Annotated in this window: 20 protein-coding genes and 1 other annotated feature; of the genes, 19 read left to right on the top strand and 1 reads right to left on the bottom strand. The window is 39.4% G+C overall.

The annotated features are described in order from the left end of the window. Positions 1 to 10 precede the first annotated feature (10 nt). From topA to RBQ60_RS08365, 11 genes are all read left to right on the top strand, one after another. Positions 11 to 2,146, top strand: coding sequence for a type I DNA topoisomerase (gene topA / locus RBQ60_RS08415; RefSeq protein ID WP_307885994.1), 2,136 nt, complete (start codon positions 11 to 13; stop codon positions 2,144 to 2,146). 186 nt (positions 2,147 to 2,332) lie between these two features. Beyond that, positions 2,333 to 3,058: a 30S ribosomal protein S2 gene (gene rpsB / locus RBQ60_RS08410; RefSeq protein WP_307883265.1), complete on the top strand. Its 726-nt coding sequence runs from the start codon at positions 2,333 to 2,335 to the stop codon at positions 3,056 to 3,058. A 90-nt stretch (positions 3,059 to 3,148) separates the two neighbouring features. Beyond that, entirely contained in the window at positions 3,149 to 4,081 is a 933-nt protein-coding gene (gene tsf, locus RBQ60_RS08405; RefSeq protein ID WP_307883264.1) for a translation elongation factor Ts, read from the top strand. 283 nt (positions 4,082 to 4,364) lie between these two features. After that, on the top strand, positions 4,365 to 5,072 hold the full coding sequence (gene pyrH / locus RBQ60_RS08400) for a UMP kinase (RefSeq protein WP_307883263.1): 708 nt from the start codon (positions 4,365 to 4,367) through the stop codon (positions 5,070 to 5,072). Between the two features lie 25 nt (positions 5,073 to 5,097). After that, entirely contained in the window at positions 5,098 to 5,655 is a 558-nt protein-coding gene (frr, locus tag RBQ60_RS08395; protein ID WP_307883262.1) for a ribosome recycling factor, read from the top strand. Positions 5,656 to 5,712: 57 nt separating this feature from the next. Continuing rightward, positions 5,713 to 6,453 (top strand): isoprenyl transferase, encoded by a 741-nt coding sequence (locus RBQ60_RS08390; protein ID WP_307883261.1) that lies wholly within the window; start codon positions 5,713 to 5,715, stop codon positions 6,451 to 6,453. Between the two features lie 17 nt (positions 6,454 to 6,470). Beyond that, positions 6,471 to 7,289, top strand: coding sequence for a phosphatidate cytidylyltransferase (locus tag RBQ60_RS08385; protein WP_307883260.1), 819 nt, complete (start codon positions 6,471 to 6,473; stop codon positions 7,287 to 7,289). A 14-nt stretch (positions 7,290 to 7,303) separates the two neighbouring features. Beyond that, complete coding sequence (locus RBQ60_RS08380; protein WP_307883259.1) at positions 7,304 to 8,449, top strand: 1-deoxy-D-xylulose-5-phosphate reductoisomerase; 1,146 nt, start codon at positions 7,304 to 7,306, stop codon at positions 8,447 to 8,449. Positions 8,450 to 8,470: 21 nt separating this feature from the next. Continuing rightward, positions 8,471 to 9,541 (top strand): RIP metalloprotease RseP, encoded by a 1,071-nt coding sequence (gene rseP, locus RBQ60_RS08375; RefSeq protein ID WP_307883258.1) that lies wholly within the window; start codon positions 8,471 to 8,473, stop codon positions 9,539 to 9,541. A gap of 417 nt (positions 9,542 to 9,958) precedes the next feature. Beyond that, positions 9,959 to 11,008: a flavodoxin-dependent (E)-4-hydroxy-3-methylbut-2-enyl-diphosphate synthase gene (gene ispG, locus RBQ60_RS08370; protein WP_307883257.1), complete on the top strand. Its 1,050-nt coding sequence runs from the start codon at positions 9,959 to 9,961 to the stop codon at positions 11,006 to 11,008. 27 nt (positions 11,009 to 11,035) lie between these two features. Then, positions 11,036 to 15,367, top strand: coding sequence for a PolC-type DNA polymerase III (locus RBQ60_RS08365; RefSeq protein WP_307883256.1), 4,332 nt, complete (start codon positions 11,036 to 11,038; stop codon positions 15,365 to 15,367). A gap of 280 nt (positions 15,368 to 15,647) precedes the next feature. Here RBQ60_RS08365 and RBQ60_RS08360 read toward each other — a convergent pair whose 3' ends face one another. Continuing rightward, positions 15,648 to 16,229 carry a DUF1836 domain-containing protein gene (locus RBQ60_RS08360; RefSeq protein WP_307883255.1) on the bottom strand — a complete coding sequence of 194 codons (582 nt, stop codon included), beginning with the start codon at positions 16,227 to 16,229 and terminating at the stop codon, positions 15,648 to 15,650. Positions 16,230 to 16,405: 176 nt separating this feature from the next. On the opposite strand from RBQ60_RS08360, the gene trhA reads away from it, so the two are divergent. The 8 genes from trhA (at position 16,406) to RBQ60_RS08320 (ending at position 26,886) form a co-directional block, all read left to right on the top strand. Continuing rightward, the gene (gene trhA / locus RBQ60_RS08355) at positions 16,406 to 17,059 is read left to right on the top strand and encodes a PAQR family membrane homeostasis protein TrhA (protein WP_307883254.1); all 654 of its coding nucleotides are present in this window, start codon (positions 16,406 to 16,408) and stop codon (positions 17,057 to 17,059) included. 245 nt (positions 17,060 to 17,304) lie between these two features. After that, complete coding sequence (locus RBQ60_RS08350; protein ID WP_307883253.1) at positions 17,305 to 17,796, top strand: MarR family winged helix-turn-helix transcriptional regulator; 492 nt, start codon at positions 17,305 to 17,307, stop codon at positions 17,794 to 17,796. After that, positions 17,793 to 19,529, top strand: a complete 1,737-nt coding sequence (locus tag RBQ60_RS08345; protein ID WP_307883252.1) for an ABC transporter ATP-binding protein — start codon at positions 17,793 to 17,795, stop codon at positions 19,527 to 19,529. The genes RBQ60_RS08350 and RBQ60_RS08345 overlap by 4 nt, the downstream gene beginning before the upstream one ends. Then, positions 19,522 to 21,318, top strand: a complete 1,797-nt coding sequence (locus RBQ60_RS08340; protein ID WP_307883251.1) for an ABC transporter ATP-binding protein — start codon at positions 19,522 to 19,524, stop codon at positions 21,316 to 21,318. The genes RBQ60_RS08345 and RBQ60_RS08340 overlap by 8 nt, the downstream gene beginning before the upstream one ends. A gap of 215 nt (positions 21,319 to 21,533) precedes the next feature. After that, positions 21,534 to 21,750 (top strand) — a binding site (T-box leader). A gap of 208 nt (positions 21,751 to 21,958) precedes the next feature. Then, positions 21,959 to 24,370 carry a leucine--tRNA ligase gene (gene leuS, locus RBQ60_RS08335; protein WP_307883250.1) on the top strand — a complete coding sequence of 804 codons (2,412 nt, stop codon included), beginning with the start codon at positions 21,959 to 21,961 and terminating at the stop codon, positions 24,368 to 24,370. Positions 24,371 to 24,449: 79 nt separating this feature from the next. Beyond that, positions 24,450 to 25,118, top strand: coding sequence for a 4'-phosphopantetheinyl transferase family protein (locus tag RBQ60_RS08330; protein ID WP_307883249.1), 669 nt, complete (start codon positions 24,450 to 24,452; stop codon positions 25,116 to 25,118). 82 nt (positions 25,119 to 25,200) lie between these two features. Further along, entirely contained in the window at positions 25,201 to 26,376 is a 1,176-nt protein-coding gene (locus tag RBQ60_RS08325) for a murein hydrolase activator EnvC family protein (RefSeq protein ID WP_307883248.1), read from the top strand. Between the two features lie 117 nt (positions 26,377 to 26,493). Next, complete coding sequence (locus RBQ60_RS08320) at positions 26,494 to 26,886, top strand: GNAT family N-acetyltransferase (RefSeq protein WP_307883247.1); 393 nt, start codon at positions 26,494 to 26,496, stop codon at positions 26,884 to 26,886. Positions 26,887 to 26,909: the final 23 nt, after the last annotated feature.

The following is a 26,909-nucleotide window of genomic DNA, read 5'->3' as shown; positions in this document are numbered from 1 at the left end:
GACAAAAGAAATGACAGAAAAAAAGAGTAAAACAACAAAGACGGGCGCAAAAGGGACAAAAGGAAAAAAATACCTTGTGATTGTAGAGTCCCCTGCCAAAGCTGCCACAATTGGTAAGTTTTTAGGCAGCAGTTATAAAATTGAGGCGTCCATGGGGCATATCCGAGATTTGCCTAAAAGCCAATTAGGCATTGATGTAGAAAATGATTTTGAACCCAAGTATATTACCATTCGTGGTAAAGGTGACTTATTAAGTAAACTGCGTAGAGATGCAAAAAATGCAGATAAAGTATTTCTTGCAACTGACCCTGACCGTGAAGGGGAAGCCATAAGTTGGCATTTACTTCACGCTTTAAATCTTGGGGAAGATAAGAGCATTAGCCGAATTACATTTAACGAAATTACGAAAAACGCTGTAAAACGTTCAATCAGTGAAGCAAGAAATATTGATATGGATTTGGTTGATGCCCAGCAGGCAAGGCGTGTCCTTGATAGGATGGTGGGTTACACCATAAGTGACTTGTTATGGCAAAAAGTAAAAAAAGGGCTTTCTGGTGGCCGTGTACAATCTGTGGCACTGCGTATTATTTGCGACAGAGAAGAAGAAATTTTAGCTTTCATTCCCACAGAATACTGGTCTTTAACAGCAAAACTTTCCGACAAAAACGGAAAACATTTGGATGCAAGATTCTACGGTAAAGGCGATGAAAAGCTTGAGTTGCCAAATGGTGAAATAACGGACGAGGTAATCAAAGGGATGGAAGGGCACTCCTTTGAAGTAATAGATGTAAAAACAGGTAGTCGTCAGAAAAAGCCTGTTGCACCGTTTACTACCAGTACCTTACAGCAAGAAGCAAGTAAACACTTGAATATGGCAACGCAAAAAACCATGATGATTGCCCAGCAACTTTATGAAGGTATCAATATCAAGGGGGAAGGCACCGTTGGTTTGGTTTCTTATATCCGTACGGACTCCTTCCGTATTTCCGACGAAGCTTATGATTCCGTTGTGGCTTTTATTAAAGAAGAATATGGAGAAAAATATGTAAACCCCGAAAGAGTGGTGTATAAATCTAAGGGGAAAACCCAAGATGCCCATGAGGCAATTCGTCCTACCGAGGTTTTACGTACTCCTGATAGTATTAAAGAATCCCTCTCAAAGGATCAATTTCGGTTGTATAAGTTGATTTGGGAACGTTTTGTTGCCAGTCAAATGAGCCCCGCTTTGTACGATACCCTTTCTGTAAAGCTACAGGTAGGTGAATATGCGTTTAGAAGTTCTGGTTCAAGTCTGAAGTTTAAAGGGTTTTTGGAAGCGTACAACAAAGGTGAGGAAGAGGACGAAAAAATGATTCCTCTTTTGGAGAAGGGCGATATATTAAAGACAGAGGAGCTTTTGCCCGAACAACACTTTACCCAACCCCCTGCAAGGTTTACCGATGCTTCTTTGATCAAAACTTTGGAAGAAATCGGTGTGGGACGTCCCAGTACCTATGCCCCAACCTTAACTACCATTCAGGCCCGTCATTATGTGACTAAGGAAGCCAAAAATCTTTATCCAACGGAATTGGGTGAAGTGGTAAATGACATTATGAAAAGTTACTTCGGTGATATTGTGGATGTTGATTTTACTGCCAATATGGAAAAACGCTTGGACGAAGTAGAGGTTGGTAACGAGGAGTGGAAACAAGTCATTCGTGACTTCTATCCTGGATTTAAAGAATGTGTAGACGATGCTAGAGAAAAATTGGCAAAGGTTGAAATTAAGGATGAAGAAAGCGATATTATCTGCGAAAAGTGTGGCAGAAACATGGTCATTAAATATGGTCGCTACGGAAAATTTTTGGCTTGCCCGGGTTTTCCCGAATGCCAGAATGCAAAGCCTTTCTTTGAGGAGGCTGGGGTAAATTGCCCTGAATGTGGCGGAAAGGTTTTAATTAAAAAGACGAAAAAGGGTCGTGCATATTACGGTTGTGAGAATAACCCTGAGTGCGGCTTTATGTCATGGAACAAGCCAACAGGGGAGAAGTGTCCAGTTTGTGCAAGCTTTTTGGAAGAAAAGGGAAGAAAGAATCCCAAAATTGTTTGCTCCAACGAAAAGTGCAGCTATGTAAAGGAAAAACCCGCCGAAGAAGAAGAAAAATAAATATAAAAACAGCCACTTTTCATAATTCGTTAAAAAACTTTTGAGTTAATGGTTGTTTTTTATCTTTGTCTATGATATAATCCCCTAGGTAACTTTAAAACACACGCATCCGTTGTCTAAGGAAAGGTGCCGGCATGGTCGGTTTCTTTAGGAAGGATGGGGAGGACTAACCACAGGAGGTGCGCTATGGGCGTAATTTCAATGAAACAATTATTAGAAGCAGGTGTTCACTTTGGACATCAGACAAGAAGATGGAATCCTAAAATGGCTGAATACATCTTCGCAGAAAGAAACGGTATCTACATCATCGACTTACAGAAGACTGTAAAAAAAGTTGATGAAGCTTATGCTGAAATCTGCAAAACTATTGCAGACGGCGGCGAAATTTTATTCGTAGGTACAAAGAAACAGGCTCAGGAATGTATGAAGGAAGAAGCTGAAAGATGCGGTATGTACTTCGTTAACCAGAGATGGTTAGGTGGTATGCTTACAAACTTCACTACAATCAAAAAAAGAATTGCAAGACTGAAAGAATTAGAAAAAATGCAGGCTGACGGTATTTTTGAAGTTCTGCCTAAAAAAGAAGTTGCAGCTTTGATGCACGAAATGGAAAAGCTGGAAAAGAACTTGGGTGGTATCAAAAACATGAAAAAAGTACCCGATATGATGTTTGTTGTTGATACAAGAAAAGAAAGAATTGCTGTTCAGGAAGCTCATACATTGGGTATTCCTATCGTTGCAATCGTTGATACAAACTGCGATCCCGATGAAATCGATTACGTTATCCCTGGTAACGACGATGCAATCCGTGCAGTAAAATTGATCGCTTCTAAGGTTGCAGATGCTGTTTTGGAATCCAAACAGGGTGAACAGGAAACTGCAGCTGTTGAAGAAGCGGTAGCAGCTGAATAATTACTTTACAAGGCATTTGCCCGAGCTTCAGCCAACTAACGGGCTGAAGCTCTTTTTATATCATAGTAGAAAAATACGGAGGTAAAAAACATGGCTATTACAGCAGCAATGGTAAAAGAATTAAGAGAACTTACAGGCGTTGGAATGATGGACTGTAAAAAAGCGCTGACTGAAACAGACGGCGATATGGAAAAGGCAGTAGAGCTCTTAAGAGAAAAGGGTCTTGCAGCTTCCGCAAAGAAAGCTGGTCGTATTGCTTCTGAAGGTATCGTAGGTATCTACTTGAGTGATGATAATAAAACTGGTGCAATCGTAGAAGTTAACTCTGAAACAGACTTCGTTGCAAAAAATCAGATTTTCCAGGATTATGTTGCAGCAGTTGCAAAACAGGTTGCTACAACAACAGCGGCTGATGTGGATGCATTCTTTGAAGAAGCATGGGCTTTGGATCCTCAGTATACAGTAAAAGAAGCATTAAGCCAGCAGGTGGCTGTTATTGGTGAAAACCTGAACATCAGACGTTTTGAAAAGTTTGAAAAAGCACAGTCCGGCAAGTTGGTTTCTTACATCCACGGTGGCGGTAGAATTGCTGTTTTAATTGAATTGGCATGTGCAAATGAAAGCGAAGAATTGGTTGAATTGGGTAAAAATATTGCAATGCAGATTGCAGCTATGAACCCTAAATTCACAACAGAAAAAGACGTTCCCGCTGATTTTATTGAAAAAGAAACAGAAATCTTAACACATCAGGCTAAAAATGATCCTAAAAACGCAAGCAAGCCCGATCAGATTATTGCAAAGATGATTGAAGGCAGACTGAAAAAAGAACTGAAAGAAATTTGCTTGGTTGAGCAGCCTTATGTAAAAGATGGTGATTTGACAGTTCAGAAATATATTGATTCCGTTGCAAAAGAAGTAGGCGCACCTATCGAAATCGTACGTTACGTTCGCTACGAAACTGGTGAAGGCTTAGAAAAGAAAGATGAAAACTTTGCTGACGAAGTTGCAAAGGCAATGGCTTAATCGAATTTATAAAAGTGAAAAGGAAACGCCAAACTACCTGGCGTTTCTTTTTTACGGAAATTTAGCAAAACCTCTACTTTTAAGGGGCACAAAGTAGTCATCACATCAGGTGGTGACGGTATGAACTTATCGTTATGGTAACGAGAGAAAGCTCTTACTGAAAAATGGCTTGTCAAGGTCATTTGTATTTTTGAATTACGAAAGTGCAAATATATTTGACTATAAAAATGTGGAAATTTTATTGGGATTGTGATACATTAGAATGGTAAGGAGGCTGTTATCAATGTATAAGAGGATTGTCCTTAAATTGAGTGGCGAGGCGCTGGCTGGTGATAAAGATGGCATTACTTTTGATGATACCATCATTTGGGGACTTGTTTCTCAAATCAAAGAGGTAATGAATAGAGGGACTCAGGTTTGTCTTGTCGTAGGCGGAGGCAATTTTTGGCGTGGAAGAAGTGCTACTTCTGGTATGGACAGAACAAAAGCTGACCAAATCGGTATGCTAGCAACGGTTATGAACGCCATCTACTTGGCCGATGCTTTTAGACAAAACGGTGTTTCTGCAACTGTTCAAACACCCATTCCTTTTGGAACGATGACAGAACTATTTTCTAAGGATGCTGCTCTGGGTCGCTTAGAAAATGGCGAGGTTTTGATTTTTGCAGCTGGTCTTGGTCACCCTTTCTTCTCAACAGATACAATTACAGCCTTAAGAGGGGCCGAACTCGATGTAGACGGGTTATTCTTTGCAAAGAACATTGATGGTGTTTACGATGACGATCCTGCTGTAAACCCTCAAGCCAAAAAGATTGATTTGATTAAATCGGAAGAAATTGTCAAGAATAATCTTAAGGTGATTGATATGGCGGCAGCAAATCTTTGTTTTGAAAGAAAGATCCCCGTAGTTATTTTTGGTTTAAATGAAGATAGAAGTATTATTCGCGCAGTAGGCGGAGAAAAAATTGGTACAATTGTTACAGTTTCTTAAATTATAATCATAGGAGGATAACGCTATGGCATCTGAATTAATGAAACCTTATGAAGAAAAAATGGCAAAAACCGTTACAGCTTTGGTGAACGACTATGGGACAATTCGTGCAGGCCGTGCAAACCCCCATGTGCTTGATAGAATTATGGTTGAATATTATGGCACACCTACTCCAATCAATCAGGTTGGTAGCATTTCTGTTCCAGAAGCACGTATTATTCAAATTCAGCCTTGGGATACCAGTGTTTTGAAGGCAGTTGAAAAAGCAATTAACGCATCTGACTTGGGTATTAACCCCAATAATGATGGTAAAGTGATTCGTCTTATTTTTCCTGAATTAACAGAAGAAAGAAGAAAAGAATTAACAAAAGATGTTAAGAAAAAAGCTGAAAATGCCAAGGTTGCAATTAGAAACGTAAGACGTGATGCAATCGATGCTTTCAAAAAAATAGAGAAGAAAAAAGAAATCGCAGAGGACGAATTAAAAAATCTGGAGGATGAAACACAGAAGCTTACAGATAAATACGTTGCAGAAATTGATAAAAAATGTGACGAAAAATGCAAAGATATCCTTGCAGTATAAGAGTATAAAACCTGCCCCTCTGGTAAAAAGAGGGGCTTTGTTACACGGAGGAAATTTATGTTTTTTCAGAAGAAAGGCGAAACATTAGCCATAGACACCTCCCGTTTACCCAAACATATTGCAATTATTATGGATGGTAACGGAAGATGGGCAGCAAAACGATCCTTGCCAAGAAAAGCGGGACATAGAGCAGGAGCTGAGGCACTGGAACGTGTGGTGAGCGAGGCCAATAAAATGGGAATTCAACACGTAACCGTTTATGCATTTTCTACAGAAAACTGGAAGCGTTCTGATGAAGAAGTCTCTGCCATTATGGATTTGTTACGCCATTATTTAAAAAATTCCTTTCAACGTTTTTTGAAGGATAATGTAAAAATGCAGGTTATTGGTGATGTTACTGGGTTAGATCAGGACATCCAGGAGCAAATAAAAGTCATAGAAGAAAAGTCTAAAGGCAAGGATGGAATGACGGTTCATATTGCGTTAAATTATGGCGGAAGAGATGAGCTGCGCAGGGGAATTGAAAAAATTGCAGAAGAAGTGGCTAGTGGAAGTTTATCCCCAAAGGATATTACGGAAGAAATCATAGAATCCTATTTAGATACGGCGGGAATTCCTGACCCTGAGCTGCTTATCCGTACAAGTGGCGAGGAGCGTATTAGTAATTTCCTTTTATGGCAAATTGCTTACTCAGAATTTTATTTTACAGATGTACTATGGCCTGATTTTGGTAAAAAAGACCTGGAAAAGGCAATTTACTATTATCAGAATAGAGAACGCCGCTTCGGCGGAAGATGAAATTGAGGTGATTTTCATTGAAAACTAGAATCATTTCCGCATTGGTGCTTCTTCCCTTTCTGATATTTGTCGTTGTTTCCGGGGGTCTTTGGTTGAAGGGGGCAACAATTATTTTGGGCTTGATTGGAATGCATGAGTTTTATCAGGCATTTTCCAAAGAAAATACGGGATTGCATATAATTGGCTACATTTTTGCATCATTTTATGGCCTTTTTATGGAGCAAATTATTAATGCAGATAACTACTTTAATATTTTTGTGTCCCTATTTCTTGTGGTGTTATTAATTTATACAGTTGTTTGCCATAATAAAACAAATGCCCTGGACGGAATGTCAGGCTTTTTTGGCTTTTTCTATGCTTTTTTCTTATTATCCCATATTTATTTGATTCGAGAATTTGCTTATGGGAAATACTTAGTATGGTTAGCTTTTATTGCGGCCTTTGGCTGCGATACAGGCGCTTATTTTATCGGTGTGAACTTTGGAAAGCATAAATTAATTCCTTTCCTTAGTCCTAAAAAAACCATTGAAGGCTCCATAGGTGGTATTTTAACAGCCACATTACTTTCTTTGGCATATGGTTTGTGGATTGGAAATGTGGTGGTTTTCGAGGATGTCAACTTATTGTTATTGTGTGGTTTAGCGGGATTCTTTGGTTCTTTTTTAGCCCAGATTGGAGATTTGGCTGCTTCGGCAATGAAAAGATTGACTACAATCAAAGACTTTGGGAAGCTGATACCTGGGCATGGCGGCGTTTTAGACCGTTTTGATAGCGTTATTTTAACTGCCCCAGCCTTATATTACATCATGTTCTTTTTAATTGAAGTAAAACCGTAAAGAGGTAAGATAGAATGAGAGAAATTTCGATATTAGGCTCAACTGGTTCTATAGGCACGCAAACCCTTGAAGTAGTTGATAACTTGAATGATATAAAAGTGGCAGGGATTAGTGGAAACCATAATATTGATTTGTTGGAGAAGCAGGCAAGGAAGTATAAACCTCGTTTTGTTGCTGTGATGGAAGAAAATCAGGCAAAGATGCTTAAGGATCGCCTTTCTGACGTTAAAACAAAAGTATTAACAGGTATGGATGGATTAATTGAAGTTGCCACAATTAATTCCATAGATACGGTGGTAACTTCCGTAGTCGGAAATGTAGGTTTAAAGCCTACGTTCGAGGCGATTTCAGCGGGGAAAAATATTGCTCTAGCAAATAAAGAAACGCTGGTTTCCGCGGGTCAGTTGGTCATGGATTTAGCCAAGGCAAAGGGCATCTCCATTTACCCTGTGGATAGTGAGCATTCTGCAATTTTTCAGTCGTTGCAAGGAAATGATGAAAATCCAATTCGCCGTATTTTATTAACGGCTTCTGGCGGTCCCTTCCGAGGGAAGAATAGAGGGGATTTAATGCATATTGCCGCTGCTGACGCCTTGAAGCACCCCAACTGGTCCATGGGCAAAAAAATCACCATTGATTCGGCAACCCTTATGAATAAGGGGTTAGAAGTCATGGAAGCGAAGTGGCTTTTTGGCGTTTCCACTGACCAAATTGAGGTTTTGGTACATCCCCAAAGCATCCTTCACTCGGCAGTAGAGTATGAGGATGGGGCAATTATGGCACAAATGGGAGAACCGGATATGAAGGTTCCCATCCAATATGCGTTGACCTATCCCAAAAGACAAAAAAGCCCCTTTCCCAAGGTGGACTTTACACAGAGAAACACTTTGACCTTCGAAAAACCAGACATGGAAACCTTTCGTTGTTTGGCATTGGCTTACCATGCCCTTGAAGTGGGTGGAACACTGCCAGCGGTGTTGAATGGAGCTAATGAAATTGCTGTGGAAAAATTCTTAAAAGGAAAAATTTCTTTTTTACAAATTCCTGAACTGATAGAACGAACTATGAATGCATATACTGTAAAGTATGAATATACATTAGATGATTTATTAGAAGCAGATGCGTGGGCAAGAGCCTTTGCTACGGATGTGAACTTCTAATAAACGAGAGGAGGCTGGAGCTTGTTCTCCATTATTATTTCGCTAATTTTAATCGGTGTACTTGTTATTGTTCATGAATTTGGACACTTTATTGCAGCAAAGAAAAGTGGAATTCTAGTTGAAGAGTTCTCAATTGGCATGGGTACAAAGATTTTTTCTCGTAAAAAAGGGGAGACGGAGTACAGCATCCGCCTTTTGCCATTAGGTGGGTTTTGCCGTATGCAAGGCGAAGGAGAAGATGGTACCGTTGGGCCTCGCTCTTTCCTAAATAAATCTGTTGGTGTTCGTTTTATTGTTATGGCCGCTGGTTCTTTTATGAACTTCCTACTGGCATTGGTTATGATTATTGGACTCACTTCCACATCTTATATGGCTGTGCCACAGATTAGAGAAGTGTTGCCCAATACCCCAGCTCAAGAAATTGGGCTACAACCTGGTGACGAAATTCATAGAATCAATGGTAAGTCTATCCATATTTATGATGAATTAGAAGCCCAGCTTTATAAAAATGACGGACAGGAATTACGCCTGGATGTTCTTAGGGAAGGTCAGGAGTATTCTTATAAGTTGACTCCCCTATATGATGAAGAACGAAAAGGCTACTTAATTGGATTTGCTCCCGAAGTTAAGATTGGGTTGTTTGCCGAAGAAATAGAAGGCTATGACCGTTCCTCTGTATTCGAGACCATTCGTTATAGCTATTACTCCATGCTGAACTATATTAAGCTGACGGCTGAAGGCTTGGCACGTGTCTTCACCTTTACCGCAGAAAAAGAGGAGTTTGGCGGCCCAATCACCATTGTAAAAATGGTTGGCGATAGCTATGAGGCAGGCTTAAGCTATAGCTTAAAGGCGGCGATACAAAATGTGGTTTATATCGGTGCTGTATTAAGTGCCAATTTAGGGGTTTTAAACCTATTCCCTATCCCAGCTTTGGACGGTGGAAAGATTCTTTTACTATTGGTGGAGGCAATTCGAAGAAGGCCTCTAAACCCCGAGCTGGAAAACCGAATTCATTTTATTGGATTTGCATTTTTGATGGGGCTGATGGTATTTGTTTTGTACGGCGATATTGTAAAAATTTTTGCATAACCAATTCAATTTCTAATAGCTAAAGGAAAAGAATTCCTAGGGCTTTTACAACTACAAAAAAGCGTTTCATTGAGTTCATGGGTGTAAAAGCCTATGAACTCAATGTTTTCCTATATGAATGAAATCGATCAATACGTTAGCAAAGATTTTACTTTTCAGGTGTGTTATATGTTCTTTGCAGTTGCTCAAATGAATATCATTTGGGCGTTTTTTACGCTAAAAGATAAATTGTTTATATGTCTATTTTCAAAGCGAAGTAAACGAGACTATAAAGTGATTTTCTATCCATTAAAGAAGTTAATGACTTTTTTCCGAAACATTCAAAACTATTTCAGAGAAATGAGGTCAAACCAAAAACAATTTGTTATAATAAACCTAAAATCTATTCGATTTTATTGTAAAAAGGATGTGAGTTGTATGTTTCGAAAGATGACAAAAGAAGTGCAGGTGGGCAATGTTAAAATAGGCGGTGGAAACCCTATCGTGATACAGTCCATGTGCAATACGGATACACGGGATGTGGCGGCCACAGTAAAGCAGATACTAGAGCTTGAAGAGGCTGGGTGTGAACTGGTTCGTGTTGCAATTTTAGATATGGACGCTGCCAATGCTGTTGAAGAAATCAAAAAGCAAATCCATATTCCATTGGTGGCAGATATTCATTTTGATTATAAATTAGCCCTTCGAGTTATGGAACTGGGCATTGATAAAGTTAGAATTAACCCAGGCAATATTGGGGAGGAAAGTCGCATTCGTCAAGTGGTGGAAAAGGCAAAGGAAAAGAAAATTCCCATTCGTATTGGCGTAAACAGTGGCTCTTTGGAAAAAGACTTGGTAGAAAAATACGGCGGTGTAACGCCTCAAGGGTTAGTGGAGAGTGCTTTGCGCCATGTGGAGATTCTAGAAAAGTATGGCTTTTATAATATTGTAGTATCCATTAAGGCATCGGATGTGGTATTCTCATTAGAGGCTTATCAGCTGTTATCAAAGGCCATTGATTACCCCATCCATGTGGGTATTACGGAAGCTGGTACGGTTTATAGTGGCACCATCAAATCCGCCGTGGGCATAGGTGCAATTCTTGCTGCAGGCATTGGGGATACCCTTCGTGTTTCCTTAACAGGAAACCCAGTAGAGGAAATCCCAGCAGCAAAGGAAATTTTAAAAAGCCTCGGCTTGCGTAAATTTGGAATCGAACTCATTTCATGCCCCACCTGTGGCAGAACCCAAATAGACTTAATTTCCATTGCCAACGAAGTAGAGAAACTTTGTCAGGGTATTGATAAAGACATTAAGGTTGCCATCATGGGATGCGTTGTAAATGGCCCAGGGGAGGCGAGAGAGGCCGATGTGGGCATCGCAGGAGGCAAAGGAGAAGGGCTCCTGTTTAAAAAAGGGGAAATCATTAAAAAGATAAAAGAAGAGGAATTGGTTTCCGCTTTAATGGAAGAAATTAAGAAGTATTAAACTTAGCACATAGAAAGGAGGGACAGCATGACAATACAAAGCTTTGATCAGGTTTTTCAGAAAATTTCTTTATCTGTGGGGGTAAAAGAAGCTTTTTGGGGTACAGAGGTAAAGAATCTGACAATCTTCAAGAAAGAGCGTACTGTTGCCGTAGATATCCTTTCGCCAAAGCTGATCCCTTTTCATGAAACGGAGCAGTTTAAAAAGGAACTAGAACAAACCTTGCCTGGCATTAAGGCCGTTCGCTTATCCTTACAATACGCATTGGGGGATTTGGATGACGATGGTTTTTTATCAACCTACTGGGATAACATCAAGGCTTATATTTCCCAACAAAGTAAAATTTGCGCAGGGGTAATTTCTGACGCAGATTGGAAGTATAAAGATGGAAAGCTGTTCATTTATGTGAAGAATAATATGGCCTACTATATGGCACAAAAAAGGCTGGACATAGATGTGCAGCATATGATTGAAAGAGAAACGGGACGAGCCCTTGTTACGCAGTTCAAAAACGTTTCTGCCTCGGAAAAGGAAACGGAACTGTTTGAAAAGGAAAAAGAAGCGAAGGCAGATAAATTCTTACAACAAATCGTTGCGGCTCAGGCAGCTGTAGAGCAAGAAAAATCGGCGGCAGAAGCGGCAGGCGTTTCCGATTCCGTTCTAAAAGGTATTTTGTTTGGTAAGGAATGCACAGGAATGAGAGTTCCCATTTCCGAAAGCAAGACCGTAGGAGAAGCCGTAGTGATTGAGGGTAGCATCTTTAATGTAGAAAGTAGAGAAATCAAAGGTGAAAAGTACATTGTCTCCTTTGATATTACAGATAAAACAGATTCTACTACTGTTAAATTTTTCGTGAAGAAAAGTGTATTTGACGGTGAGCTGCAAGGATGTTTTAAAACAGGCGCTTGTGTGAAAGTACAGGGAGATGTGCAGTTTGATAAATATGCTCGAGAAATAAATATCATGGCAAAGAACATCAACACGGCCCAAGCAGTACCACCTCGAATGGATCACGCCAAGGAAAAAAGAGTTGAGCTACACTTACATACCCAGATGAGTAGCATGGACGGGATTACCTCAGTAAAAAACTACATCAAGCGTGCCATAGACTGGGGGCACAAGGCAATTGCTATAACAGACCATGGCGTTGTGCAGGCTTTCCCTGATGCAATGAATGCCGCAGGAAAATCTGATTTAAAAGTGATTTATGGCGTTGAGGCTTATTTGGTGGATGACTTAGGCAATGTGGTTTCCATGCCAAAAGGACAAAATCTTGATGATACCTTTGTGGTTTTTGATATAGAAACCACTGGTCTTTCCAAAGAAAAGGAAATGATAACAGAAATTGGTGCGGTTAAGGTGGAAAACGGAAAAATAATAGACCGTTTTAGTACCTTTGTAAACCCACAAAAACCGATTTCCAGTGAAATTACAAAGCTTACAGGGATAACCGATGCAATGGTTGCGGATGCCCCAAAGATACAGGAAGCCTTACCTGAGTTCTTAGAATTTACCAAAGATGCTGTTTTGGTAGCCCATAACGCAAACTTTGACATGGGCTTTATTCGTGTGGCGGCGGAGAGATATTGCAATCTAGAGGTAGGCAATACAGTTTTGGATACCTTGGAATTGGCGAGAACTTTGTTACCAGAATTAAATAAGCATAAACTAAATATCGTTTGCGAGCATTTAGATATTTCCCTTGTAGGGCACCATAGAGCAGTAAATGATGCTGAGGCAACGGCGGAAATGTTTTTAAAATTTATAGATAGACTTGTGGAAAAGAAGGTTTTTACCTTGGATGAGGTGAACATCTTCTCTAGCCGTACCGTTAACTATAAAAAGCTACGGGCAAATCATGCCATTATTTTGGTTGAAAACTATACAGGTCTGCGAAATCTATATGAATTGGTTTCTTTATCCCATATTGATTATTTCTTTAGAAGACCACGCATTCCCAAAAGTCAGCTCATGCGTTTGCGTGAAGGGCTGATTTTAGGCAGTGCTTGTGAAGCAGGGGAACTTTATCGTGCCTTGTTAGATAGTGCATCCAAGGAAGTTATAGAAAGCATCGTTCGTTTTTATGACTATTTGGAGATACAGCCCTTAGGGAATAACCGCTTTATGATTGACTCACCTAAGGTTGATGCAATAAAATCTATGGATGATTTAATTGAGATGAATCGGAAAATAGTCGCTTTAGGTGAAAAGTATGATAAGCCTGTGGTTGCTACCTGCGATGTTCATTTTTTAGAACCTGATGATAAGGTTTATAGAAAAATTATCATGGCGGCTGAAGGTTTTTCAGATGCAGAAAATCAACCTCCTTTATTTTTCCGCACGACAGAAGAAATGCTGGAGGAGTTTGCTTATTTAGGGGAAGAAAAAGCAAAGGAAGTGGTAATCACTAATACGAACCTGATTGCAGAGCGGATTGAGAAGATCAAGCCAATTCCAGATGAAACCTTCCCACCTAAAATTGAAGGTGCCGATGATGAACTACGGCAGATTTGTATGGATAAAGCCCATTCTATTTATGGTGACCCTCTGCCTGCCATTGTACAGGATAGGCTGGAAACGGAGCTGAATTCCATTATCAGTAACGGCTATGCGGTACTTTATATTATTGCCCAGAAATTAGTGTGGAAGTCTGTTGAGGATGGGTATTTGGTCGGTTCTCGTGGTTCCGTTGGATCTTCCTTTGCGGCGAATATGGCGGGGATTACCGAGGTAAATTCCTTGCCACCTCATTATGTTTGCCCTAGTTGTAAATATTCAGACTTTGATTCTGAAACCGTTAAGGCTTACGCCATGGAAGAGGCTTGTGGCTGTGATATGCCTGAGAAAAACTGCCCTGTTTGTGGTGAAAAGCTTCATAAGGATGGGCATGACATTCCCTTCCAAACCTTCCTTGGCTTTGAGGGGGACAAGGAGCCGGATATCGACTTAAACTTCTCTGGAGAGTATCAGCAGTGTGCCCATGCCTATACGGAAGAATTGTTTGGTTCCGAACATGTGTTTAAAGCTGGGACGATTGGTACCCTTGCAGATAAAACCGCCTATGGCTTTGTAAAAAAATATTTCGATGAACGAGAACAAACGGTACATAATGCGGAAATTAACCGTTTGGTTATGGGTTGTACAGGCATTAAAAGAACTACGGGTCAGCATCCAGGGGGGCTGATGGTCGTGCCCAATGATCATAATATATTTGAATTTTGTCCCATACAACGACCAGCCAACGATATGAAATCCAAAATCACCACCACTCACTTTGACTATCACTCCATAAGTGGCCGTTTGCTGAAGCTTGACCTTTTGGGTCATGACGACCCGACGGTTATTCGTATGCTGTATGATTTAACGGGGGTGAACCCCCAGACCGTTCCCTTGGGTGATCCCGAAACCATGTCTTTATTTGAATCGCCAAAGGCTTTGGGTGTTACCGAGGAGGACATAAACTGTAAAACAGGTACTTTGGGCATCCCCGAATTTGGTACAAAGTTTGTTCGAGGAATGCTTTTAGATACAAAGCCAAAATCCTTTGCGGATTTACTGCGTATTTCGGGCCTTTCCCATGGAACTGATGTGTGGTTGGGCAATGCCCAAACTTTAATTGAAAGTGGTACCATTACCCTTAAGGAAACCATATCAACCCGTGATAGTATTATGATCTACTTAATCAATAAAGGGGTTGACAAAAAGAAATCCTTTAAAATCATGGAGAAAGTGCGTAAAGGCAAAGGGCTGACCGATGAGGATATTGTAGATATGAAGGCTTGCAATGTACCAGATTGGTATATTGAATCCTGCCAGAAGATTAAATATATGTTCCCTAAGGCCCATGCTGCTGCTTATGTAATGATGGCGTTTCGCATTGCCTATTTTAAAATCCATTATCCAAAGGCATATTATGCTGCATATTTTACCGTAAGAGCCAGTGATGACTTTGACTATGCAATTATGTGTAAGGGGATAGATAAAGCAAAAGAAGCCATTAAAGATATCCATGCAAAGGGGATGGAGGCAACAACAAAGGATAAAAACAAACTGACAGTATTGGAAATTATCGTTGAGTTTTATGCCCGTGGATTCAAGTTTTTACCTATGGATCTTTATCAATCTGATAGCAAGAAGTTTATTGTAACAGAGGAAGGATTGATTCCGCCTTTTAATTCACTCCAAGGCTTAGGCACCAATGCTGCTGAAAGTATTCTTGAGGGTAGGAAAGAAGGAGAATTTAATACATTAGAAGAGTTGAAAAACAGAACATCCCTTGGCCGTTCTCTCATTGATTTATTAAAAGAAAACGGTGTGCTGGATGGAATTCCTGAAACAAATCAGCTTAGTTTGTTTTAACTCATTTAAGTATAAATGAAAACTCCCTTTTCGTTAGAGAATAAATCTAACAAAAGGGGGTTTTTTATGTCATGATACAAATTTATTTAGAAGCAATCAGAGGTTTTAAAGTATTTGCCCTATGCAAAGTAAGTTCATGCTGTAATTAAATTTCATTGTATTTACATTTTGTAAAAGAGAATTAATTAAAATAAGAGAGGAGGGGTACAGCGGTAATAGATTGGGGTTGAAAATGGAAAAAGCGAATCCAACTTAAATAGTGGGTTCGCTTTATGATTAATTAAAAATATAAGTCCAAAACTCTTTCTGCCAATTGTTTTTCAGCGTTTGCACGAATTGCAAGAAGCAATACCAATAATATTTTTTTGATTTTTTCGTCTTTATATTCTTCTAAAATATCCTTTGCTGGTGTAGTGGTATCTTTGATACCTTCCGCAGAAGATTGCATAAACTGTCGTGTGGTAAGTTGCAGCTTGGTAAAGCCTTCGTATAAATTGCGAATGAGTTCCTCTTGTTCTTCAATTGACTTTACTGAAAGTACCGGTTGAAATAGAATTCCAATATCTCTGATGGAAAGGACGGATTTTAAATGATAAATCATAATCAAAAGCATGATATGAGTGCGGCTATACTTCTTTTTAACAGGAGCAGGGAAGATTTTAGCCTTTGTATAATTGTTAATCATGGTTTTGGTTAAAATCTTATCCTCTTCATAGCGTTTATATTGCTCTAAAGCCTTATCCATAAATGTCGTTACTTGATCCATATATAAATCAATATTGGGGATATCTTCGATTTCGATAATTCCTGAAAACTTAATTTGTTGCGTAAAGGTTTCAATAATCTTATCTAATGTGGTCATCTGTTCACCTCAATTCTGATAAATGAATAACATTATCTTTTGGTTTCTATTATATAGTAATTCAAACTATGTATCAAGATTTTCTTACAAATTCTTCTTGCGTTATTGTAAATAATGTGCTAGTATATGGATATAATGATATGTAGTATTGAAAACTACATCAAGGAGAGGCTGCTATGAAAAATTTAAAATTGAAAGTAAAAGACCCAGTGAGCGCATTAACACATTTTATCGGTTTTCTTGCTGTAATCCCCTGTTTTGTATTGTTGATGCAAGAAGCAAAACTGGAGGCAAGCGTTTGGCATCAGTGGGGCTTCGCAGTTTTTGGTATTTCATTATTATTATTATACGGAGCCAGTACAATTTATCATACATTGCAGCTGCCTCAAAACAAAACCAATATTTTGCGACGCATTGACCATATGATGATTTTTGTATTAATTGCAGGTACGTACACACCAATTTGCCTAGTTTCTTTACATGGCAGGTGGGGCTGGAGCATGTTAGTCTTGATCTGGGCATTTGCTTTGGCAGGAATTCTGCTTAAAATTTTCTGGATGAATGCACCAAGATGGCTATCTACGCTGATTTATGTTGTTATGGGTTGGTTAGCCGTAATTGTCTTTGTTCCATTAGAAAAAGCCGTTAGCTGGCAAGGGGTTGGTCTCCTATTGGCTGGGGGTATTGCATATACCGTTGGTGCTGTAATTTATGGATTAAAAAAGCCCAATATTACTTTTAAGAACTTTGGCTTTCACGAAATTTTCCATGTTTTTGTAATGGTTGGTAGTAGTTGCCATATTGTATTTATGTTTGAATATGTTTTATAAAATTTTTCTTGACAAATGAAATCAGCGTGATAGAATAGTTAGACACCTAATCAATTGATTAGAGTTCTAACTATTTTTTTGTTTATAATTAGAAGAAAATGTGCCACTACATAGATAAGTTCTGATATTAATTTCACAAAAAAGATTCATTATGGGTTAGTAAATGAGGATAAACAATTAGAATGGGGTTTTATAAAGATAATATAGAGAATAATAGTACAAGTGTTTTAGTGGGAGGGATAGCAATGAATTTTTCTGAAAGATTAGCAAAAAAGAGAGAGGCAATGGGGAAACATACAACGGATTTTTCCTTTACCATGAACGCACTGCTTAGACTATATCATATATACATGATGCGTAGTGCCCAGGAAATTGGGCTTTCTGCTGGGCAACCACCGATATTAATGTCTTTGACTGCGAAGAATCTACAAACGCAAAAAGAGCTTTGTGAATTCATCCGAATCAAACCTGGGTCTATGACAGATGTTTTAAAAAGAATGGAACGGGATGAACTGGTTGAACGTATTCGTGATGAAAATGATATGCGAAGTATGCGGGTAAGTATAACGGAAAAGGGCAAGAACAAATTTCGTGAATTTATTGAAAAAGGTGCAACTATAGACGAGGTGGGCTTTCGTGGCTTCTCTAAGGAGGAAAAGGACGTATGCTTGGGTATGTTAGCACGGATTCTAGAGAATGTAAATAAGGACTTGCAGGAAATGGGGGAACAGGATTGAAGGTAATATTAAAGTACATGAAGCCATATAAAACCTTGGCGATTTTGGCACCATTACTCATGTTGATTGAGGCCGCAGCGGAATTAATTATGCCCAAAATGATGACCTTATTAATCAATAACGGTGTAGCTACCCAAGACAGTAATTATATATTGAAACTGGGTGTAGCAATGATTTTTATTGCAATTTTAGGAGTTGCAGGAGGTATTGGATGTTTAATAACTGCCAGCATCGTTAGTCAGCGGGCAGGCACGGATTTAAGAAAAGCCTTATTTGAAAAGATTCAGGACTTTTCATTCCATAATATAGATACGTTTCAGACCCCATCCTTAATCACTCGATTAACCAATGATATTACCCAGATACAAATGGTTATTTTGATGTCTTTGCGAATGCTAATTCGGGCGCCACTCCTTTGCTTTGGTAGCTTGATTATGGCCTTTACGATCAATGCAAAGCTATCGCTGATACTTGTTGCTGCGATTGTCATTTTAGCATTGGTAACCTTTTTTGTCATGAGGAAGGGCATGCCCAAGTTTAAGTTGGTTCAAGAAAAATTAGATGGGGTAAATACTGTCATGCGAGAATGTTTGGCTGGTATGCGTGTTGTTAAGGCTTTTGTTCGCCATGATTATGAAATAGGGAAGTTTCATATTACCAATGAGGACTATAAAGAGACTGGTGTAAAGGCGTTTCGTATTGTTTTACTTATGCTGCCTGCTATGATGCTTATTTTGAATATTTCCATTATTGCAATTCTTTGGTTTGGCGGGATACAAGTATATGATGGAACCATGAAGATAGAGGAAATCATGGCTTTCATTAGCTACTTAATGCAAATGCTCTTGGCATTGATGATGCTTGCCATGGTGTTTATGAACATCTCAAGGGCGCAGATTTCAATTAACCGTGTAAATGAAGTCTTAAATGAGGAGATTGATATTGTTGATCCTAAAAATCCAGTTGTGCCAGAAAAGACTCTGGGGGAAGTTGCCTATAAAAATGTATCCTTTCGCTATAAGGGTGGCAGTGGAGAGCCTGTTCTGGATGAAATAAGCTTTACCGTAAATTCAGGTGAGACCATAGGCATTCTTGGTGAAACGGGTTCTGGTAAGTCTACGTTAGTAAACCTTATGCCTCGACTATATGATGTTTCGGAAGGAGCAATTTATATAGATGGCGTTGATGTGCGGCATTATGCCATTCATGAGTTACGAAACAGAGTTTCTGTTGTTTTGCAGGAAACGATTTTATTCACAGGAACCATTCGGGATAATATTAAGTGGGGTAACAAACACGCAACTGAAGAAGATGTTGTGGCAGCGGCAAAAGCAGCCCAGGCCCATGATTTTATTATGGAGTTACCCAATGGGTATGATACAGAGCTGGGTCAAAAAGGGGTAAATGTTTCTGGTGGACAAAAACAGCGTATTTCCATTGCCAGAGCTTTGATTAAAAATCCAAGCATCATTATTTTTGATGATAGCACCAGTGCCGTTGATTCTCTAACGGAAAAAAGAATTCGACAGTCTATGAAAGAATCCCATAGCCGCTGTACAAAATTTATTATAGCCCAAAGAATTAGCTCCATTAAGGATGCGGATAAGATTTTGGTGCTGCAAGATGGAAAGATTGTAGCCGAAGGTGACCATAATTATCTTATGGAAACTAGCTTGGATTATCAAGAGATTTACCAATCACAAATAAAGAAAGGGGTGGTACTGGATGTCTAAAGCACGAATGGCAGGGCAGCCTCCTGTGGCTCCTAAAAAATCTAAGGACACAATGAAAACCCTTGGTAGACTTTTAAAATATCTTAACAAATATTGGTTATACCAAGCAATCTCCATAATTTGTATTGCTTTTGTTACCATTGGAACCGTTTATGCAACACGTTTCATTGGTATAGCCATTGACGAACACATTGTAACCTTGGATTTTCAGGGGTTAGCAAGGGTTTGTACTACCCTTTTTATGATTTATGTAGGTACGTCTTTGTGTACATGGCTTCAAAGTTATCTATTTTTAGTGGTAGGACAAAATGTTGTAGCCAGTATCCGAAAAGAGTTGTTTGATAAAATACAAAGGCTCCCCTTAAAGTATTTTGATACCACCACCCATGGTGAATTAATGAGCCGTGTTACCAATGACGTGGATAATATCTCTATGGCACTGAACTACAGCATATCTCAAGTTTTTCAAAGTGTGCTTACCCTCCTAGGGACGTTTGCCATGATGCTTTATTTAAGCGTTCCTTTGACTCTTGCCTCTGCTGTGGCAATCCCAATTATGATTATTGCTACAAAAGTGGTAACCACCCGCTCCAAAAAATATTATAAGGAAAAACAGGAGCGATTAGGGAAGCTAAACGGCCACATTGAAGAAATTATTTCGGGACAGAAGGTAGTAAAGGTGTTTTGTCAGGAAGAAGAAATGACAGAAACTTTTTCTAAACGAAACTCAGACCTACTAGAGGTTGGCGTACGTGCGGAGATTTTTTCCGGTATGATTGGTCCGATTATGATGGCACTGAACAATATGACCTATGCCATTGTAGTGGCTACAGGGGGCTTAATGATGGTTATGGGGATGCCAATGACCCTAGGCATCATTTCTAACTTTATTATTTATTCCAGGCAATTTACCAGGCCTTTGAATGAATTAGCAAATCAGGTAAACTCTATGATGGCTGCTTTCGCTGGGGCAGAGCGAGTATTTGAGGTTTTAGATGAGCAAGAAGAGTTAAAAGACACCCCTCATTCCGCAGAGCTTACGGAGGTAGAAGGGGACGTGGTTCTTTCCAACGTAAACTTTTCTTATGAAGAAGGTCATCCTATCTTAAAAGATGTAAACCTATACGCAAAGCCAGGCCAAACCATTGCATTTGTTGGGCCAACAGGAGCGGGTAAAACCACAATTATCAATTTACTGACACGCTTCTATGATATTGATTCAGGGATCATTACCATTGATGGTCATAATATTATGGACATCAAGCGAAGGAGTTTACGCTCTAACTTAGGCATTGTTTTACAAGACACTTATTTATTTACCGATACCATTCGTGAGAATATTCGCTATGGTAGGCTAAATGCCACGGATGAGGAAATAAAACAAGCGGCAAAACTTGCCAATGCCCATGAGTTTATACGACGATTACCTGATGGCTATGATACCGTTCTATCTGACGGTGGCGGCAACTTAAGCCAAGGTCAGCGGCAGATGCTGGCCATCGCCAGAGCAATTCTAGCAAACCCGTCGGTATTGATTCTTGATGAGGCAACCAGTAGCGTAGATACTCGAACTGAGATGAAAATACAAGAAGCAATGCAAAATCTCATGAAAGGGCGTACTAACTTTGTCATCGCTCATCGTTTAAGTACAATAAAGGATGCAGATTTAATAGCAGTAATTAATCATGGTAAAATTATAGAACGTGGTAACCATGAAGAGTTAATGAAGAAAAAAGGGTTTTACTTCGACCTTTACCGCAATCAATTTGAAGGGGAGGAAGCAGTTTAACGGACTTAGGAACGCCCTGACCTGTATGGATAGGGGGAAATGTACAGGCAAGGGCCTACTGAAAAACAGGCGTTGTCAAACACCTTCCGTTATAAGTATTTTTGTGTAGAAAAAATACGCAAAGTCCTTGACAGATGTTATGTAGACAGTATTCTTTTTAAAAATAACTAAAAACACTTGATTTTTATTGGTAAATATGTTATAAATAGTTTCATAAATAGACTTTGAAGAGGAAGAGTACATTTCAATAGTTTTTTCCAGAGAGCCGACGGTTGGTGTGAGTCGGTAAAAACAGGTTTTGGAACTGGCCTTGGAGTTTTGCCCAGAACATCAGTCTTGATCAGTAAGCGGCAACGGTAGCCCCCGTTATAGGTTTCGAGTGTGCCTTTGGCAAACTAGAGTGGTAACACGGAGTATTCCTTCGTCTCTAACTGGAGACGGAGGTTTTTTTATTTTTAAGAATTATCAACTTTAAATCCCACAAAAGATATTTTACGGCTTCATGGTAGCGGGTTTCTGTTACAGAAATCTTTTTGCTATGGTTGAGCATTTATATATTAAATTATGAAAAAATGGGCTATCATTTATGTTGATAAAAAAGTAACTTTTTGGAGAACGTTTTGTTAAGGAGGAGTTTGTAATGAATAATCGCTACGAGTTTACAGAAATTGAGAAGAAATGGCGTGGGGAGTGGCAAAAGAATCCCATCAACGTAGAAGACGATAAAAAACCCAGATTCTACTGCTTGGATATGTTCCCTTATCCTTCAGGCACAGGCCTTCACGTTGGTCATTGGAGAGGGTATGTATTAAGTGACGTTGTAAGCAGATATAAAATCCTGCAGGGTTTTCAGGTGTTGCACCCCATGGGCTGGGACGCTTTTGGTTTGCCTGCGGAAAACTTTGCTATTCAGCACAATACCCATCCTCGTATTTCCACAGCGGATAATATTGCCAATGTAAAAAGACAGCTCCATGAAATTAGTGCCATTTATGACTGGGATAAAGAAATTGATACAACAGATCCCTCTTATTATAAATGGACACAGTGGATTTTTGTTCAAATGTTCAAAAAAGGCTTGGCATACGAAAAGGAAATGCCTTTGAACTGGTGCCCAAGCTGTAAATGCGTTTTGGCCAACGAAGAAGCGGCAGGTGGTTCTTGCGAACGTTGCGGCGCAACAGTTACAAAGAGAAATTTGCGTCAGTGGATGTTGAAAATCACTGCTTATGCGGATAGATTGCTGGATGATTTGCAAAAATTAGATTGGTCAGAAAAAGTGAAAAAGATGCAGTCTGACTGGATTGGCAAAAGCTACGGTGCTGAAGTTGACTTCAAAATCAGTGGTAGCGACAAGAGCATCACAGTTTATACCACAAGACCAGATACCCTTTACGGATCTACTTTTATGGTTTTGGCTCCTGAATACAAGGGGTTGGAAGAATTTGTAGCACCTGAGTGCAAGGAAGTTGTTGAAAAATACTGCTTTGATGCTTCTACAAAGTCTTCTGTTGACCGTTTGACAGATAAAGAAAAGACAGGTGTATTCACTGGCACATACTGCATAAACCCTGTAAGTGGCAAAGAAATCCCTGTATGGGTGGCAGATTATGTATTGGCTGACTACGGTACTGGTGCAGTCATGTGTGTACCTGCCCATGACGAACGTGACTTTGAGTTTGCTACAAAGTTTGAACTCCCCATCGTTCAGGTTATTTTGCCTGAAGGGGAAGACGAAAAGCCCTTGACAGAAGCTTATGTTGGTGACGGTGTTATCATTAACTCTGGTGATTGGAATGGCATGAAAGCCTTTGAGGCAAAGCAAAAAGTACCTCATTTGATGGAAGAACAGGGCATTGGCAAGAAAACTGTGAATTTCAAGCTTCGTGACTGGGTATTCTCCAGACAAAGATACTGGGGTGAACCTATTCCCATTATCCATTGTGAACACTGTGGTGCAGTTCCTGTTCCAGAAGATCAGTTGCCTGTGTTGCTTCCCGAGGTTGAATCCTACAAACCTACGGACACAGGAGAGTCTCCTTTGGCTCAGATTGATGAATGGGTAAATACACCTTGCCCCGTTTGTGGCAAGCCTGCAAAGAGAGAAACAAATACAATGCCCCAGTGGGCTGGTTCTAGCTGGTATTTCCTGCGTTATGTTGATAATCATAACGATAAGGAGTTGGCAAGCATGGATGCCTTGAAAAAATGGGCACCTGTTGATTTGTATGTTGGTGGTATCGAGCACGCTGTATTGCACTTGCTGTATGCACGTTTCTATACAAAATTCTTGTACGATATTGGTGCAGTTCCTTTTGATGAACCATTCCAGAAGCTGTTTAATCAGGGTATGATTACAAAAGACGGCGGAAAAATGAGCAAATCTTTGGGCAACGTAATATCTCCTGATGATTTGGTAGAAAATTATGGCTGTGACTCCCTGAGGATGTATGAATTATTCGTAGGTCCTCCAGAATTGGATTGTGACTGGGATGAAAGTGGTATTGATGGTGTATTCCGTTTCTTAAACAGAGTTTGGAAAATGGTTTATAACTACAAGGATGCCACGGTTCAGGCGGGCAAAGATGAAGAATTTGTATGTAATAAGTTGATTTCCGACATCACAAGTCGTTTGGAAGCATTGACAATGAATACCATCGTAAGTGGTTTCATGGAGTATTCCAATAAGCTGAATGATATTGCAAAAGCACAGGGCGGACTTTCCAAAGAAACTTTGGATACATTTGTAATTTTGTTGGCTCCTTTTGCGCCCCATATTTCTGAAGAACTTTGGAGAGAATTGGGTCACAATGAATCTGTTTTTGAAGCAGGTTGGCCTAAAGTTGACGAAAGCAAGCTGGTTCAGAACTCTATCGAAATTGCAGTGCAAATCGGCGGTAAGTTGAGAGGTACAATGGAGATTTCCACAAGCGCAACAAAAGATGAAGTTTTGGCTCAGGCGAAAGAAGTTCTGGGCAGCCGTTTGGAAGGAAAAGAAATTGTGAAAGAAATTTATGTTCCAGGTAGAATCGTAAACTTGATTGTGAAATAAGTTTATAGAAATAGTAAGGCAGAGTTGTATGAGTATTTACTCAAACAGCTCTGCTTCTTATGCTATGAGGTGCATTAAGATGATGGAATTGCTATTAATGGATGGGGATGAATTAAAAGATCCTGAATTATTTGAAAAAGCCTTGTTATTGGTAGAAGAGACAAGACGTAGTGGGGTAGAGAAATTGCGTAAAGAGGAAAGTAAGCGTCTGTCTTTGGCAGCAGGGCTTTTATTAAGGTATGCTTTTTTATCGGTGAATGAGCTGAGTTTGTATAATAAAATAGAAGTTACGGCAAAGGGTAAGCCATTTTTACGGAGCAATGAGTATTTTTTTAGTCTATCACACTCGGGTGAGGTGGCAATTTGTGCTTTTTCTGATGGCCCCGTTGGCTGTGATATTGAAAAGCATCGGGAGAAAGTTCCAGAGAAAAGAAAAAAGATATTTTCTTCTCATGAAGAAAATATCTTTCAAACATTAGATGAATCTGAACAAATTCCGTTCTTTTTCCAACTATGGACAAGTAAAGAAAGTAGCACAAAATTAATTGGAAAGGGAATCAGCTATCCCTTTGAGAGTTTTACTGTAATGGATAGCCAAGAGGCAAAGGGGTGTATTAACCTAGAGGGAAGGCAGCTCTTTTTAAAATCATTTCAAATAGAAAATTATACCATTTCATTGTCCGCAGAAACACCAGAGTTTCCTCGGGAAATAAAGTTTTTGGCGTGTAGCGCATTAATGAAAAATTAAAATAAGTGAATAAACATTGAAAAATGTCGAAAAACCCGTATAATATAAAGAGACAAAATGTGAAAAGATGAGGTTTCTTACAATGAAAATATTGAAAAAAGCTACTTGCCTTGTGTTAACGGCATTTTTTGCAGTTGGTGCTTTTCTCCCATATGAAACGGGTGCTGCAACCGTTGCAGAATTAGAGGCAAAAAGAAAAAATCTTGCCCAGCAAACAGCCAATGCAAGAAAAGAAATTGAAAATTTAAAATCAAAACAACTTTCCGTAGAAGAAGAAATCAATGCTATGGATAAGGTTATGAATAGTTTGCAAGCTGAGTTAGACGCTGCTGAGACTGATTTGGATGTGTTAACTGCGTCCTTACGTGCCGCAGAAAAAGAGTTGGAAGATGCTTCTGCCAAACGTGAAAAGCAATTTGAGCTTTTGGGAAGTCGATTGCGCTTTCTCCAGCAAAAAGGCTCAACGGGATATTTAGAAATTCTATTAGAGTCAGAAAGCTTTTCAGATTTGTTCTTGAGAATGCAGTACGTAAACGATATTATGCTGTTCGATAAAGATATTTTGGACGAGCTTCAGGCAATACAGGATACCATTAAGGCAAAAACCGAGGAAATTGCTGAAAACCATGAGGCACAAATAGAAGTTGTAGCCTTGCAAAAGGAAAAGGTTGAAAGCATGAAAAGCTTAATTTCCGAAAAAGAAACGCTAATGGCATCCTATGCCAATGATGCCAAAAAGCAAGAGCAGCTGATTGCTGCAAATGCCAAGGCTGATCAGAAAATCTTGAACTTGATTGCCCAACAGTCGGGCAGTGCAACACCGTATTATACTGGTAACGGCTCTCTGGGCTGGCCTGTTCCTGCTAAGAAAGTTGCTTCTTCCAGTTTAAGTAGTGGTTATGTAAGAAGAAGAAACCCTGTTACGGGAAGAAATGAGTCACACAGTGGTTATGACATACCGGCCCCATACGGCTCTGCAATTGTTGCCGCAGAGGCAGGGAAGATTACATATTCTGGTTGGATGAATGGGTATGGTTATACAATTATCATTGACCATGGTGGCGGACTTACAACCCTCTATGGCCATAACTCATCCCTTACTGTTTCCAAAGGGCAGATGGTAACGAGAGGTCAGACCGTTGCAAAGTGTGGTAGCACAGGTATTTCCACAGGGAACCATTGTCACTTCTCTGTGTTGGTAAACGGAAAATATGTTAACCCTGAGTCTTACTTAGGAGTTAGAAACGTAGGTTACTAAGAAAAATGAATTTTAAAAACACCCTCAGAAAGAACATTCGTTTTTTGATGAGGGTTTTTTCTGTTTAAAATAGAGAAAGTTGACCATAATAAAGTTATGTAAACAATTGGAGCATTTATGGCGGTAAGCATAGTCAAGCTAATAAAACAAGATATGAAATATAGTTCAATAATATGTAAGTGGTTTTATGAATGGTGGGGCGAGGATGAGGGTTTTACAATGGAGAAGATGGAGGCGTATGTTTCAAATTCAATATGCCAAGATAGAATACCGCAAACCCATGTATTATTGGAGGGCAAAACTATAATTGGCGTTTATCAATTATCTGTAACAGATATTGACGTGAGACCAGATATCTATCCTTGGTTAATAAACGTCTATATTGATTATCCTTATAGAGGAAAAGGATATTTTAAATTACTTATGGCTTCAGTAAAGGAGAACTGCCAGCTCCTAGGAATAGAACAAAACACGTTGGACTGTATGAAAAATACGGTTGGCAGTTCGTAGAGGAGTTTCATACATTTATAAAA

The sequence above is a fragment of the Anaerotignum sp. MB30-C6 genome, assembly GCF_030908465.1.
In the GTDB taxonomy this organism is placed as follows: Bacteria; Bacillota; Clostridia; order Lachnospirales; family Anaerotignaceae; genus Chakrabartyella.
Note: the sequence above shows the minus strand (reverse complement) of the source record. Positions and strands in the feature narration are given on the sequence as shown.